Raw genomic sequence first — 12,988 nt, 5'->3', positions numbered from 1 at the left:
CCACCCACCCCCACCCGCACCTAACCAAGGAAGGACAGTCCCGTGAGCAGCGACTACCGCCCCTGGGAAGAACGCGAAGCCGACCTGCGGCGCCGGGAAGCGCTCGACGCCCCGAAGATCGCCGCCGCGAAAGCCAGGGCGGCCGAGATCGAAAGGGAGTCCCGCAAGGCTGAGGAAGCCGACGAGGAGGAGCGGGTACAGAGGGCCGAAACCAAGGCCGCGGACGCCGCAGCGAAGCTGGCCACCGAGCAGGCGGAGCGCCGCCGCAAGGAGGCTGGCCGGAAGCTCGACACCAAGGCCGCTTCCGCAGTGAAGAAGTTCGCGATCATCTGCTTCCTCGTGGCACTGCCGCTGCAGCTTCGCGCCTTCTGGGACCCCACCCGGCCGTGGAACATCGCCATCCCGATCATGCTGGAGTCGGCCGCCTGGGTCGCCCTGCGGCTGGCCGAGGCCGCCATCGCCAACCGCCGACTGGTCTGGCCCTACCTCGTCGCGACCGCAGTCTTCTCATCGATCGCCGCGGGCATCAACATCGCCGATGGCGCCCTGCACCCTGAGATCGGACTCGTCTTCGGCCTCGGCGGTGGCGTCGCGTCACTGTCCGGCCCCGGCATGTGGATGATCCACAAGTTCGGTGCCCGCGCCAAGGACGCCAAGGCGACCCGCTCTGAGCGGAAGCTGGCCGAGCAGCAGGCCAAGCAGGCTGAGGCCGAGCTGGATGCCGCACGCGTTCAGGCTGATGCCCTCGTCGAGGCCAAGCGCGTCGAGGCCGACGGTCGGCAGAAGATCGAGGCGGACAAGCGTGCCGCTCACGAGGCGAAGGTGGCCGCCGACAAGGCAGCCGCTGACGCCGCCCTCATGGCCCAGGACGAGCAGCGCAAGTCCCTGTATCCCGGGGCTTGGGAGCAGTACGAGCTGATCCTCGCCGCCAACCCTCTCGGCTCGATCAGCCGCGACCGCGCATGGGACGAGGCGCGCCGAGCCGACGCCCACCCCGACGTGTGGCGGCGATACCAGATCCTGACCCTGAACGCGCCCGCCAACACCAAGAGCTCCGACCTGTGGGCCGAGGCATGGGTGTCGGAGAAGGGCCTCCCGCTCGGGCACACGATCGAAGGCCTCGCCACGAAGCTGGCCGCCCGCGAGTACGTCGACCAGACCGTCGCCGAGCACCTTGGGGCAGCCGAACACCTCGCTGTCGAGGAGCTCCTCGAGAGCCTCTTCGGACCCGGCGGAGACGGTGGCGCCAGCCCTGCGAAGGGTCGCCCCAAGAAGCCTTCTGGTGGCCCCGCTCAGGACCTCGGAGCCCAAGTGGGTATTGGGAAGGGTCCAGATTCGACCCCGGTCCGCAAGGACCTCACCGAGCCCCTTTCCGAGGCTGACCTGAAAGCCGCGCGAGAGCTGCGTGATGCAGACCCGGACGGGTTCTCCACGCCCGCCGTGGCCGATCTCCTCGGCCGCTCGCGGGGCTACGCCAAGCGCATCCGCGACGCCATCAACAACCCGAAGGGGGAGCAGTGAGCACCGCCGCCCCGCACCCGCACCTGTCGCTCGTTAAGGGCGACCCGGCCCCCGCGGTCGAGGCCCTCGAGGGAACCGTCGTCCCCGTCGGGCAGCCCCCGCTGTGGGCCCGCTCCCAGGCCGGCCTTACCCGGCTCGCCGACCGCGTGGTCGACAGCCGGGGCGGCTTCCCGACCGTGGTCCGCGGCTACCGGCGTCTCGGCTCTCAGTGGGTCGCCGGCTACCACGACGGCTGGCCGCACATGATTCGCACCGTCTCGGACGCCCTCGCCGCGACGCAGGACCATGCCGAGCAGGACCGCCTCCGCGCCAAGCTCGAACAGCGCCGCGGGGACTACCTCCGACACCGGCTCATCTACAGCGGGGTCACCGCCGGGATCGGCGTCGTCGGTACCACCGGGCTTGCCGTCGGTACCCTCACCGGCGGGCTGCTCGTCGACGTCGCCGTGCTCGCCGCCGGCTGGTGGTACGGGGTGCGCCGGGGGCGTACCGAGACCTTGGCCCCGGGACTGCACGCGGCGACCGAGGCCATCCAGCTCGCTGCGCCGACCGCCGCGGGCGTCACGGCGCAGGGCGTCACCATGGATCAGATTCCCGCCGACGCCGCGCCGTTCCCCGTCCGCCAGGCCCAGACTCCCGAGCAGCTCGCCGTCTGTGTCCTCGCCGCCATGCGCAGGGAGAACATCCCGGTCGTCGAGGTGTTCGGCATCAGCTTCCACGTCTGGGGCTGGGAGTGCACCGTCCGTGTCGGTGAGGGCACACCCGAAGCCATCATCACCAAGGCCGGCGGGCTCGAGACCAGCTTCGACCTCGGCACCAACCGGCTCCGGATCCAGCCCCTCAAGGAGCGCCGCGCCTGCGCCACGCTCCGCCTCATCGAGTCCGACCCGTTCGCCAGCGCGCCACCGCCGCCCTACCGGGCGCCCAAGTCGATCAGCATCACCGACCGGTCCCGGCTCGGCACTTCCATCGGCGGCGACCCGCTGGAGATCAGCCTCGCCGGCGTGATGGGCCTCATCGTGGCGGCATCCGGCGGCGGCAAGACCGGCATCCTGCAGTCCCTCGGCGAGGTCACCACCGCCTGCTACGACAACATCACCATCGACCTGGACCCCTTCGGGGACGGCTTGGAGGACCTCTACGACGGAGTACGCCTGACCGCCCGCACCACCGAGCAGATCGAAGCCGTCCTCGCGTTCCTCCTCGTCCTCGCCAAGGGCCGCGCCCGACTCCGGCGCAAGCTGGGCATGGGCAACAAGTGGCGGCCCAGCGCCGAGCACCCTGCGATCACGGTCATCTTCGACGAGTTCCCCAAGGCGTCCGAACTCGCCCAGCTGCTCGCCTTTGAGCTGCTGCTCGTCGGCCGCAAAGAGTGCATCGAAGTGGAGCTCGCATCCCAGGGCGGGACGACCGACTACCTTGGGAAGAACATCGCCCAGATGATCGCCCTCCGCATGGTCGGCCCCTGCAAGCGGGTCGACACGAACGCTGTGTTCGGCGACCGCGCTGCGGCCGAAGGCTGGCTGCCGCACCGGCTGGACCCCGCCACCGACACCGACCCGAAGGACGCCGGCCACGTCTTCGCGCAGGGCGTGCCCGGCCTGGCCAACCAGGCACTTGAGTACGCGGTGCACCACTTCGACGCCGCGACCCTGCGCAAGCTGGGAGCCGAGCGGCTGGAGGCCGGGCTGGTCGAGCTGGACCAGCAGTCCATCGACGCCATGGCCGAGGTGGACCTCCCGGAGATCCCTGACTTCCCGAAGCTGCTGTCGTGGCCGGCACTGCTCCGCCTCTGCGGGGCGCGGCCGCCGGCCGGGCAGGCGGCAGGGCACTCGGTGGTCGAGGAGGCGCTGGCCGCCATGGACTCCGCCGGTGTGGAGCGCATGCGCACCGAGACACTCGCGGACGCGCTCGGCCTGACGGTGGACGAGCTGAAGGCCAAGCTGCGGGCTGCGGGCGTCCCCGAGCCCAGCGGGATCGGCCCGACCGACGGCCTGCAGAACCCCCGTGGCTACAAGCGTGAGACCCTCAGCCGCGCCTGATATGCGTAGATCGCACCCCTGATCGGGCTCTGCTCGGCCTGCTCCATCGCAGGTCAGAGCCCGCTCAGGCTCTGCTCGCCCACTGCTCGCGCCCACCGCCGAGCAAGCCCCGAGCAGGCAGCGAGCAGCCCCTGACCTGCACCGGAGCAGACCGAGCACGCCCTCGATCAGAGAACAAACCCGGATCAATCACCCAAGGAGATGACCATGGCCAAGACTTGGACCACCCGCCGCCGCGGCGACGAGCGCGACTTCCTCCGTTCCCTCCGCAAGGGCATGACCGTCTACGTGATCAACGAGCCGGCCCACATCGTCCCCGGCGTCTACCGGCCCCGGACCTACAGCTCCCACACCGTCACCGGTAAAAACTGGATCACCGGAGGCTGGGAGATCGGCAACAACAACAGCGCCGCCGGCTTCCTGCGGTTCTGGGGCACCGTCTACGACCAGCCGCCGGCCGGGTTCGACCACATCTCCTACGACGAGGGCGACGTCCGCTACGACGGCTACGGCCTCCACCCCGAGAAAGCCTTCGACCGCAAGCTCGACGCCGCAGAGCTCGACTACCTGGACGTCGAAGCCAGGTACGCCTCCGAGCGTCGCGCCCTCGACAAGAAGGCAGGCCGCCGTGGCCACCACTGACACCGCCTGCCGTCGCCGTGCGACAGCGCCCGCCCTCACGCTCGACGAACGCCTCACCCTCTCCGGCCTGGCCATGGACGCCCGGTTCGACACCGCGTCCGCCGACCACGCGATTCGTACCGCCCACATCGCCGTCGAGGCGCCTGAGATCCTCACCGGCCCCACGCCAGCCAGCCGACCGACCACGGTCGAGGAGGTGCTGCAGGAGGCCGCCCGCCTGATCCGCGCGCACGGTTGGATCACCCGCTACGTCGGCCGCCCGGACACCGGCTACTGCCTCATCGGCGCCATCCGAGCAGCGGCCGGCGGCAACCGGCGACTGGAGGATGCGGCCGAGGCGCTCATGCTCGACCGGATCCGCGCCAAGCAGCCCGACATCGTGTCCGTCGGCGCCTGGAACGACGCCCAATCCGGACCGGCGCCCGTGCTGCGGATGCTCGATCAGGCCACTCGACACACCGACCGATCCTGACTCCGACGCGGCGCCTGGCAATCCACCATCCCGCCGCCTCACCCGCAATAGACTGAACCAGCCGCCACGGAAGGATGAGACCCATGCGCCCCGCCCGGTTCCACCAGTTCGCGATCGACACGCTGCCCAAAGCCCCAGACGTGCAGGCTGTCGAAGACGGCGCCGAGGCCGGCCGCCCCTACAGCCTCCACGTCACGTTCACCAACGGCTCCCAGGTGTGGGTCGGCATCACAGGCGCCCTCGCTCCCGGCGAGAAGCACACGACCGACGAGCAGCCCGTCCACGCCGACGCCCCGGCCGAGGTGCCTTACCCGCCGCTGTTCAACGGCGGCAACGTAACCCCCGTCTCAGCCGCGGCCTACCTGGCCGCTGCCGTCGCCAACACCGGCAACACCGAGATCCTCACCGCCGAGCCCTACAGCGACGACGCGCAGAACCCCGGGTTCGGTGTCACTTTCCACAACGGCGCAAAGGCTTTCTGCCTGTTCACCCACACCGGCCGCGCAGGCCAGACCCGCGGAAGCCGGGCCTACGACCTCCAAGGCGCGTTCTAGCCCTAGTCGCCGCCGGGCATCGGCAGGACACTCCCCTCGCCAACGCGAGCAAGGAGGCAGTATGCCCTGTGTCCCCAGCAATCGCTTCGACCCCGGCCAGTGCAACGGAGGCTGCCCGGTGTGCGGCGCCATCGTCGGCGCCGAACCCGGCCAACCGGCCGCCATGCACCAGCGCGCGGGCAGCCTGGAAACCTGCCCCGGCAGCGGCATGCCAGCCGTCTGACCGCCCTACTCGCGGCCCCGGCCTTCCTCGGCCGGGGCCGCCGGCATGTGCACGGCCCGCGCGATCCACCGGTCCCCGGACAGCAGCACCGGCGGCTGCGTCACCACCAGCCGCACACCGAGGCCGGCGAGCAGTGCCAGGCCCCTCCGCGCACTCGCGCTCCGTGTCGCCCATGACGCCAAATCGGACCCCCATAGCGGCATTCTGCCGGGGCGACCTCGACCACGGGCCCCCCATCACTCGGCTGGCTGAATCCGGCGTTCCTTGACGACCTGATCATGTGTATGTCACAGTGCGTCCAGCGAGATACTCGTGTGTCCGCTTCCTCTCAAGCCCCCGCCTCGCCGGGGGCTTTGTCATTCCCGGAGGTGGCCATGGACGTGCGGGAGTTCTACATCGACGACCTCGTCTACGAGCACGAAGCCGTCGAGGCAAGCGGCGTTCCAGGCCAGGTGATCCGGCAGTGGGCCAGCCGTGGCCGTATCCACCGCTTTGAGGGTGACGGTCGGTACAGCGGACACGGGCACGAGTACAAGACCATGTACGCGCTCCCCGAGATCATGGAACGGGCCAGGCGGTACAAGCCGCGACCGAGGCAAGTAGCTGCCTGACCGCTGAGGGGAGGCCGCGATGCCGTTCCCTGCCGGAGCCAAAACGATCACAGTCACTGGCGCGTTCCCCTCGCCGGTCGGCGGCGGCGCCCGCGGCGGCCGGGTGGTCTTCACCCCGACCGCGGTTCTCGTCGACTCCACCCAGCACGCCATTTACAGCGGCGGCGGGCCGGCAGCCATCACCAACGGGGCGATGAGCATCGTCCTGCTGTGCACCGACGACGCGGACGTCCAGCCGGCCGGGTGGCGGTGGCGGGTCGACGAACAGCCGACGAGCGGGCAGCGGCGCACGTACTACATCGACCTGCCGTCCACGCTGGGGTCCACCATCAGCCTGGACGTGCTCGCCCCGGTCTCGGCCCCGGACGGCGGGGCGGGCGGCGGGGCGGTTGGCCCGCAGGGACCTCCCGGCCCCCAAGGTCCGGCCGGCCCCACGGGACCTACGGGCGCCCAGGGACCGCAGGGCGACACCGGTCCGCAAGGACCCGCGGGCGCTACCGGCGCCACAGGGGCAACTGGGGCCCAGGGCCCGGCCGGAGCGCAGGGACTGCAGGGCCCGGCCGGAGCAGACGGCGCCCCGCCCCGCACTGCCGAGCTGCGAATCTCCGACGGTGCGGTGCAGGACCTGGCTGCCGCCGCCTCCTGGACCATCGCAGCCACCAGCGTCGGCACACAACTCAAGTGCAGCATTGCCGCCGAGCCGGGCGACCGGATCCGTGTCGACCTCGGCATGCTGTACTCAGGCACGCGTTACCTCGACCTGGCGCTGCTCGACTCTGCTGGCGCGATCGCCCAGTACGGGGGATCCGGTACGGGCACTCCCCTCGCCGAGGGGACGCCCGAGTTCTACCCGAGCACCAGCTTCGGCAAGGCGACGAGCGGCGGCATGTTCACCGTGGCCGCCAGCCACCTCGCCAGCGGCCAAGCCACCATCGCCCTGGTCAATCAGGGCACGGGTGCAGGTCGCGTCTACGCCTACTCCGGCTACCCGTGGCGCATGACGCTCACCAACCTGGGCCCGGCGCCCGCCCCGAGCGGAATCAGCGTCGCCCAGACCAGCACGCCGGTGACTGGATACGTCAAGTACGCACCGGCTGGTGTGGCCCTGTCCGGCTCCGACGTCACCGGCCCGTTCAGCTACCTCGGCGCCGGCGGATTCCAGATCGGCGTCGGTACCCCGGACTCGACCTACGTGCTGCCGACGACTCGCTACCCGAACACCCGCGGCACGTTGAGCAGCTCGCAGAGCATCTGGTCGGTTGAGTTCGGCACGGACGCTACCGCCTTCCAGCTGCGGTTCAATTACCAGACTGGCGGCTCGTACCGGATCTCGATCGACGGCCGCCGGATGACGGACCTGATGCAGTCGGTCGGTGGCACCACTCCGGGCTCCACGCACCTGATGACGGTCAGCCTCGGGCCTGCTCAGCCGAGGGTGATCCGCCTGGACTTCGCTGTCGTTCCGTTCGGCGGGGTGTACCTGCCGCCTGGAGCAACGATGTGGAAACCACCGACGCCGAGCAGCCGGATCATGGTGCTGGGCGACAGCATCCCCGGCGGCAGCAGCATGAACTCAGGCGGCGGAGCCGGCACGTGGTTCCCACGGGCCGCGCGGCTCCTGGGGTACTCCGATGCCTGGAACGAGGCGCTCGGCAGTACCGGGTACATCACGGCCGGCAGCACGGCGACGCTCGGCACGCGGGCGCCCATCGACGTCATCCCGAACAGCCCCGACGTGCTGATCATCTCGGCTGGGTACAACGACAACGCGGGCAGCCAGCCCGCGATCTCGTCGGCTGCCGCCAGCCTGTACAGCGCAGTCAAGACTGGCCTGCCCAACGCACGGATCTACGTCATCGGCTGCTGGTCACCCAGCGGATCCCCGGCGTCCTCGATCACCAACACGGACACGACACTCAGGACCGCGGCAGCAGCGGCCAACCTGCCGTTCATCTCACCCATCACCGGCAGGATCTACGACAGCACGGGCGCGCTCATCGCAACGCACGGGCCGTGGATCACTGGGACCGGGCGCGTTGGCGCCACCACGGGCAGCGGAAACGCGGACACATACATCGGCACGGATGCGACCCACCCCACGGATGTGGGTCACACCTACCTGGCCAGCCGTGTAGTCGCGGCGATCCAGGAGCTGACGGCCTAGCTGTCGTCGCGCTTCCGCCACGGCCGATCACCGGGACGCAGCAGAGTCTCCGGCGGCTCACCGCTAGCCCGACGCTGACCCGCGGTGGACACACCCACGAACAGGATCATGAGGGCGCCCACGACGGACAGCGGCCACCCAACGAAGAAGCCCACGATCAACAGCAGCAGGCCCACGGCCAGCAGTCCTCTTGCCCAGTCAGGGCCCTGGTGCTCAGCCATCTCGGCTCCCTCCATCGAGGGCCCTCACGGTACGCGGACGGAGGCGGCGGCGATGGCCAGACGATCAGGTTGGCGGGTGTGCACCGTCCCGGGCTGCGGTGAGTACACCGAGGGCGGGCGCTGCACAGAGCATCGGCGGCTCGCCGAAGCCAAGCGCGGTAGCGCACGGCAGCGCGGCTACGGGCGCCAGCACGAGCAGCGGTTCAGGCCCGGCGTGCTAACACGAGATCGAGTCTGCGTCATCTGCCGGTCATCGCCAGCCAAACATGCAGATCACCATCCACTGAGCAGGCGTGAACTCGTAATTCAAGGTCTCGACCCTGATGATCCAAAGTATGGTCGCGGCCTTTGCGGCCCTTGCCATTCGCGCGAGACGGCCAACTCGCCTAATCAACAAGGTGGTTGGAACCGCAGATAGGCCCTTGACCTGAGATAATTGCAGCAAGAACCCCGGCGACGGCAGCAACCGCCCCGGGGCATGGCCGACTGTGTAGGAGTCGACTTGGACAAGCGTACTTGCACCGTGGATGGGTGCGACCTTCCGTGCCGAGCGCGCGGATACTGCAACCGGCACTATCTGCGCTTCAGGCGGTTTGGTGATCCGCTGTATGCAGCACAGCGTCCCGGCGTGGCGGAATGTTCAATACAGGACTGTGGGCGCGATGCCAAAGTCAAGGGCTGGTGCTGGACTCACTACGGGCGCTGGCGTAGGACAGGTGACCCGCTGAAGGTCATCGAGCTCCAGCCGCGCCCCTCGCAGCCTTGCGACGTGAGTACATGCCCGCAGCTTGCTCGGGCCAAGGGCTTGTGCAATACGCACTACAGCAGGCTCGTTCGAACTGGCACTGCGGAGGAGCGCGGTGGTCGTAGAGAGTGCTCCGTTGGGGAATGCCCCAGGATTCACAGGGCCCGCGGATACTGCGCCATGCACCTGCAGCGGGTCTACAAGTACGGGGAGCCGGGTCCCGCATTCCCTCTGGCAGCCGATGGGCTACCGCGCCGAGGAAACAACGGCTACGTCCTCCTGACCATCGAAGGACGGCGGGTTGCCGAGCATCGACTGGTGATGGAGCGTGCACTGGGGCGACGGCTCAGGGCCGACGAGAACGTCCACCACGTCAACGGCAACAAGGGTGACAACAGGATCGAGAACTTGGAGCTGTGGTCCACCTGGCAGCCGTCAGGTCAGCGGGTCACAGACAAGGTCCGGTGGGCTGAAGAACTTCTCCGGCAGTACGCACCTGAGCTCTTGCATAGCCAACCCATAAGCGCCCGCAGCTAGCTACTGCGGGAAGGAAGCCCCGAGTCTCCTGGCTCGGGGCTTCCGCGTACCCAGGAGACGAACATGACCGAACGCCGAGCCCGTCCACCGGTGGAGCAGGGAGCGACGGCGCAGAGCGTGGCAGCCAACGTGCGTCGGCTTCGCGAGTGCCGTGGGCTATCCGTGTATCGCCTCGCGAGCCTGCTGCTCGTCGGAGGCCGGCCTATCGCCCCGAGCGCCATCGCGAAGGTGGAGCGTGGAGAGCGGCAGGTGACGGTGGATGAGCTGACGGCACTCGCCGCAGCCTTGGATGTGTCGCCTTCCGCTCTCCTGCTTCCTTCGACCGATGAACCGACTGTCGACGTGTGCATCACTGGAGTTGGGCCTGTGCCTGCCTCGGAAGCGTGGGACTGGATGGATGGTCGCCGCCGACTCGACAGGCCCTGCCCTGACCTTCGCACCGCAGCCGTGGAGTACGCCCTGTACTCGCGGCCGCCGATCCGCCGGGCGGAGACGCTGGCGACCCACAGCAGCGAGACGGCACAGCACCAGCCAGGAGGATGGCACGCATGAGCGGCGGACGGTACAAGAAGAAGCCCGTTGAGATCACCGCTGTCCGGTGGACAGAGGACGAGCCGATGCGCACGCTCATCGACTTCACCAACGGGCTCGTCCAGCTCAACGATGTGGACCAGGTGTTCCGGGTATACGACCGGCTGCACGACACATGGGTTGCTTTCGAGTACGGCGACTGGATCATCAGGGGAATCCAGGGCGAGTACTACCCGTGCAAGGCAGACGTGTTCGAGGCCACCTACACCCGCACGTCTGAGCCCGATGCCAACCCCAGCGAAGGTGCGCGGTGACAGCTGACGAGGCGATCACCCACGCGGCCCGGCTGCTGGCCCAGGCGGAGCTGGAGATCACCAACCTCCCGTTGATGGAGAGGCTGGACGAGCTGGCCAGCTCGTGGCTGTCCATCGCGGCAATCATGGTGGAGCGAGAGCGGACCTAGATCATCACCAATGATCGTCACTCACCGTCATGATCACCCTGGGGGGATCCCCATGATCATCCGGGCTAGGGACCGCCGGGGAGGTGCCTCGCGGTATGTACGGGCCACCGGACTAGAACGATCTTGCAGAGATGGCTCTGTGTAACCGCCGGCGGGTGCAACGCCCGCCGGCCCGATGCCGCAACGGCATGACAGAGGTGATCACCATGTCAGGTAACGGCCCCTTGCCCAAGGACCCGTCTCAGCGGCGCCGGCGCAATGCCGACCCGACCGCAACGACGGTGCTGCCGGCCAACGGCCCCGACACCCCAACCCCGGATCTTCCGGGCGAGCACTACGACTTGCGCACCGTCGCTTGGTACGAGACCTGGCGGAGGAGCCCTCAGGCGGCCACGTTCCTCCCGACCGACTGGCAGCGGCTGCACATGCTTGCTGAGCTAGTCCAGCAGTACTGGGAGGAGCCGAGGAAGGAGTTGCTGGCCGAGGTCCGCTTGAACGAGGCTTCGCTGGGCGGCACTGCCGCAGACCGGATGCGGCTTCGCTGGACAGTTGCCGAGCCGGAAGAGCCTGTCGCTAGGCGCACTACCTCGCGCTCGCGGGCAGCGTCATCGCGGCGGGACCGGGTTCTGAAGGTTGTCGATGGCCCGGCGGAAGGCTGATTCGGACAGGTTCGTCTCGCTCGGCTTCACGGCGATCGACTGGATTGAGAACTACCTCTGCCACGGGCCTGGGGACGTGCAGGGCGACGACCTGGTCATCGACGATGAGATGGCCGCGTTCATCGTCAAGGCGTATCGGCTCGACCCGGCTACGGGGCGCCGCATGGTGAACCGGGCGTTTTTGTCTCGACCGAAGGGCCGGGCAAAGAGTGAGCTGGCGGGTGCGCTGGTGTGCTTCGAGGCTCTAGGGCCTTGCCGGTTCGACGGCTGGGACGCTCAAGGCGATCCCGTTGGCCGGCCCCAGGTGTACCCGTTCATCCGGTGCCTTGCGACGGAGGAGAACCAGTCGGGCAACACCTACGACAACGTCACGGTGATGCTGGAGCATCTGGTTGAGCACACGGGGGACGAGTTCCCCGGCATTGACCTGGGCCGGAGCGCGCAGACTTCGAGCCGCATCTTCATCGAGGGCGGCGGCGAAATCGTCCCGTCGACGTCTTCCGGCGCGGCTAAGGATGGCGGTAAGGAGACGTTCGCTGTCTTCGACGAGACGCACCTGTACGTGCTGCCTGAGCTGAAGTCCATGCACAAGACGGTCCGCCGGAACCTCGTGAAGCGGCGTGCTGCCGAGCCGTGGTCGCTGGAAACGTCAACGATGTACGCAGTCGGCGAGGACAGCGTCGCCGAGGCGACCCACGAGTACGCGAAGGCAGTGAAGGCCGGGCGTGTGCGGGACGGTGGCCTGTTGTTCGACCACCGCGAGGCGCCACACGTGGAGGATCTGCACGATGACGCGCAGCTGCTGCCGGCGCTGAAGTTCGTGTACGGCGATGCGGCTCCTTGGATGGATTTGGAGCGGATTGCATCGGACATGCGGGAGCCGGACACGGACCCTGCGGACGCCCGCCGCTACTTCCTGAACCAGCCGGGCACGGCCTCGGCAAAGGCGTTCGACAAGGCTGAGTGGAAGGCGCTGGCTCAATCGGACTTCACGGTCCCGGAGAAGGAGCCGATTGTCATCGGCTTCGATGGGGCGAAGTGGAAGGACGCGACGGGGTTCGTCGCCACGCACCTGGAGACCGGGCATCAGTGGCCCCTTGGGGTATGGGAAGCGCCGTTGAACAAGCGAGAGGCCGAGGACTGGGAGGTGCCGGAGCGCGAGGTGGACCTCTGCTTGGCTTTGGCCTTCGACACGTGGCGGGTGGTGCGCGTTTACGCAGACCCTCCTTGGTACGAGGAGACGGTGGCCCGATGGCAGGGGAAGTACGGGGAGAAAGTCGTCACTGAATGGTGGACGCACCGGGATCGTCAGATGGCATTCGCGCTGCGCGCCTACCGGACCGCCATGTCAGCTGGCGACTTGTCGCACGACGGCGATGAGGCGTTCGCCCGGCATATTGCAAATGCGGTGAAGCGCCCGGCGCGGGCCAAGGACGACGAGGGCAAGCCGATGTGGACGATCCAGAAGGACCGTCACGACTCGCCGAGAAAGATCGACCTGGCCATGGCGGGCTGCCTGTCGTGGGAGGCGCGGCGCGACGCGGTGGCCGCCGGCCAGGCGCGTCCGCGGCGGAAATCCAAGATGCTGATCATGAGATGAGGT

General features: G+C 68.6%; 15 protein-coding genes. 14 read left to right on the top strand and 1 reads right to left on the bottom strand.

The window, feature by feature from the left end; genetic code table 11:
- Positions 1-42 precede the first annotated feature (42 nt).
- From HYE82_RS03700 to HYE82_RS38845, 8 genes are all read left to right on the top strand, one after another.
- The gene (locus tag HYE82_RS03700; protein ID WP_179172456.1) at positions 43-1,521 is read left to right on the top strand and encodes a hypothetical protein; all 1,479 of its coding nucleotides are present in this window, start codon (positions 43-45) and stop codon (positions 1,519-1,521) included.
- A complete protein-coding gene (locus HYE82_RS03695; protein ID WP_179172455.1) occupies positions 1,518-3,563 on the top strand; it encodes a hypothetical protein in 2,046 nt (681 codons plus the stop codon). Before HYE82_RS03700 ends, HYE82_RS03695 begins: the two co-directional genes overlap by 4 nt.
- Before the next feature lie 207 nt (positions 3,564-3,770).
- The gene (locus HYE82_RS03690; protein ID WP_179172454.1) at positions 3,771-4,205 is read left to right on the top strand and encodes a hypothetical protein; all 435 of its coding nucleotides are present in this window, start codon (positions 3,771-3,773) and stop codon (positions 4,203-4,205) included.
- Complete coding sequence (locus HYE82_RS03685) at positions 4,192-4,677, top strand: hypothetical protein (protein ID WP_179172453.1); 486 nt, start codon at positions 4,192-4,194, stop codon at positions 4,675-4,677. Before HYE82_RS03690 ends, HYE82_RS03685 begins: the two co-directional genes overlap by 14 nt.
- 83 nt (positions 4,678-4,760) lie before the next feature.
- Positions 4,761-5,231, top strand: coding sequence for a hypothetical protein (locus HYE82_RS03680; protein ID WP_179172452.1), 471 nt, complete (start codon positions 4,761-4,763; stop codon positions 5,229-5,231).
- Positions 5,232-5,292: 61 nt separating this feature from the next.
- A complete protein-coding gene (locus tag HYE82_RS03675; RefSeq protein ID WP_179172451.1) occupies positions 5,293-5,454 on the top strand; it encodes a hypothetical protein in 162 nt (53 codons plus the stop codon).
- 374 nt (positions 5,455-5,828) lie between these two features.
- Positions 5,829-6,065, top strand: coding sequence for a hypothetical protein (locus HYE82_RS03670; RefSeq protein WP_179172450.1), 237 nt, complete (start codon positions 5,829-5,831; stop codon positions 6,063-6,065).
- 19 nt (positions 6,066-6,084) lie between these two features.
- The gene (locus HYE82_RS38845) at positions 6,085-8,229 is read left to right on the top strand and encodes an SGNH/GDSL hydrolase family protein (protein ID WP_179172449.1); all 2,145 of its coding nucleotides are present in this window, start codon (positions 6,085-6,087) and stop codon (positions 8,227-8,229) included.
- Here the strand turns inward: HYE82_RS38845 and HYE82_RS03660 are convergent.
- Entirely contained in the window at positions 8,226-8,450 is a 225-nt protein-coding gene (locus HYE82_RS03660) for a hypothetical protein (protein ID WP_179172448.1), read from the bottom strand. The genes HYE82_RS38845 and HYE82_RS03660 overlap by 4 nt on opposite strands.
- A 478-nt stretch (positions 8,451-8,928) precedes the next feature.
- On the opposite strand from HYE82_RS03660, the gene HYE82_RS39455 reads away from it, so the two are divergent.
- From HYE82_RS39455 to HYE82_RS03630, 6 genes are all read left to right on the top strand, one after another.
- Positions 8,929-9,732 carry an HNH endonuclease gene (locus tag HYE82_RS39455; protein ID WP_369009802.1) on the top strand — a complete coding sequence of 268 codons (804 nt, stop codon included), beginning with the start codon at positions 8,929-8,931 and terminating at the stop codon, positions 9,730-9,732.
- Between the two features lie 63 nt (positions 9,733-9,795).
- Entirely contained in the window at positions 9,796-10,284 is a 489-nt protein-coding gene (locus HYE82_RS39450; RefSeq protein ID WP_218782216.1) for a helix-turn-helix transcriptional regulator, read from the top strand.
- Entirely contained in the window at positions 10,281-10,577 is a 297-nt protein-coding gene (locus HYE82_RS03645) for a hypothetical protein (protein ID WP_179172446.1), read from the top strand. The genes HYE82_RS39450 and HYE82_RS03645 overlap by 4 nt, the downstream gene beginning before the upstream one ends.
- Positions 10,574-10,726 (top strand): hypothetical protein, encoded by a 153-nt coding sequence (locus HYE82_RS03640; protein WP_179172445.1) that lies wholly within the window; start codon positions 10,574-10,576, stop codon positions 10,724-10,726. Before HYE82_RS03645 ends, HYE82_RS03640 begins: the two co-directional genes overlap by 4 nt.
- Positions 10,727-10,914: 188 nt before the next feature.
- A complete protein-coding gene (locus HYE82_RS03635) occupies positions 10,915-11,385 on the top strand; it encodes a hypothetical protein (RefSeq protein WP_179172444.1) in 471 nt (156 codons plus the stop codon).
- Positions 11,366-12,985: a terminase gene (locus HYE82_RS03630; RefSeq protein ID WP_179172443.1), complete on the top strand. Its 1,620-nt coding sequence runs from the start codon at positions 11,366-11,368 to the stop codon at positions 12,983-12,985. Before HYE82_RS03635 ends, HYE82_RS03630 begins: the two co-directional genes overlap by 20 nt.
- The last annotated feature ends 3 nt before the right edge of the window (positions 12,986-12,988 follow it).

The organism is Streptomyces sp. BR123, assembly GCF_013401435.1.
Lineage (GTDB): Bacteria > Actinomycetota > Actinomycetes > Streptomycetales > Streptomycetaceae > Streptomyces.
Note: the sequence above shows the minus strand (reverse complement) of the source record. Positions and strands in the feature narration are given on the sequence as shown.

Coding starts and splice junctions, on each gene's coding strand:
- HYE82_RS03630 (WP_179172443.1), top strand. CDS start 11,366: ATGGCCCGGCGGAAGGCTGATTCGGACAGGTTCGTCTCGCTCGGCTTC.
- HYE82_RS39450 (WP_218782216.1), top strand. CDS start 9,796: ATGACCGAACGCCGAGCCCGTCCACCGGTGGAGCAGGGAGCGACGGCG.
- HYE82_RS03680 (WP_179172452.1), top strand. CDS start 4,761: ATGCGCCCCGCCCGGTTCCACCAGTTCGCGATCGACACGCTGCCCAAA.
- HYE82_RS03670 (WP_179172450.1), top strand. CDS start 5,829: ATGGACGTGCGGGAGTTCTACATCGACGACCTCGTCTACGAGCACGAA.
- HYE82_RS03645 (WP_179172446.1), top strand. CDS start 10,281: ATGAGCGGCGGACGGTACAAGAAGAAGCCCGTTGAGATCACCGCTGTC.
- HYE82_RS03675 (WP_179172451.1), top strand. CDS start 5,293: ATGCCCTGTGTCCCCAGCAATCGCTTCGACCCCGGCCAGTGCAACGGA.
- HYE82_RS38845 (WP_179172449.1), top strand. CDS start 6,085: ATGCCGTTCCCTGCCGGAGCCAAAACGATCACAGTCACTGGCGCGTTC.
- HYE82_RS03690 (WP_179172454.1), top strand. CDS start 3,771: ATGGCCAAGACTTGGACCACCCGCCGCCGCGGCGACGAGCGCGACTTC.
- HYE82_RS03660 (WP_179172448.1), bottom strand. CDS start 8,450: ATGGCTGAGCACCAGGGCCCTGACTGGGCAAGAGGACTGCTGGCCGTG.
- HYE82_RS39455 (WP_369009802.1), top strand. CDS start 8,929: ATGGCCGACTGTGTAGGAGTCGACTTGGACAAGCGTACTTGCACCGTG.
- HYE82_RS03635 (WP_179172444.1), top strand. CDS start 10,915: ATGACAGAGGTGATCACCATGTCAGGTAACGGCCCCTTGCCCAAGGAC.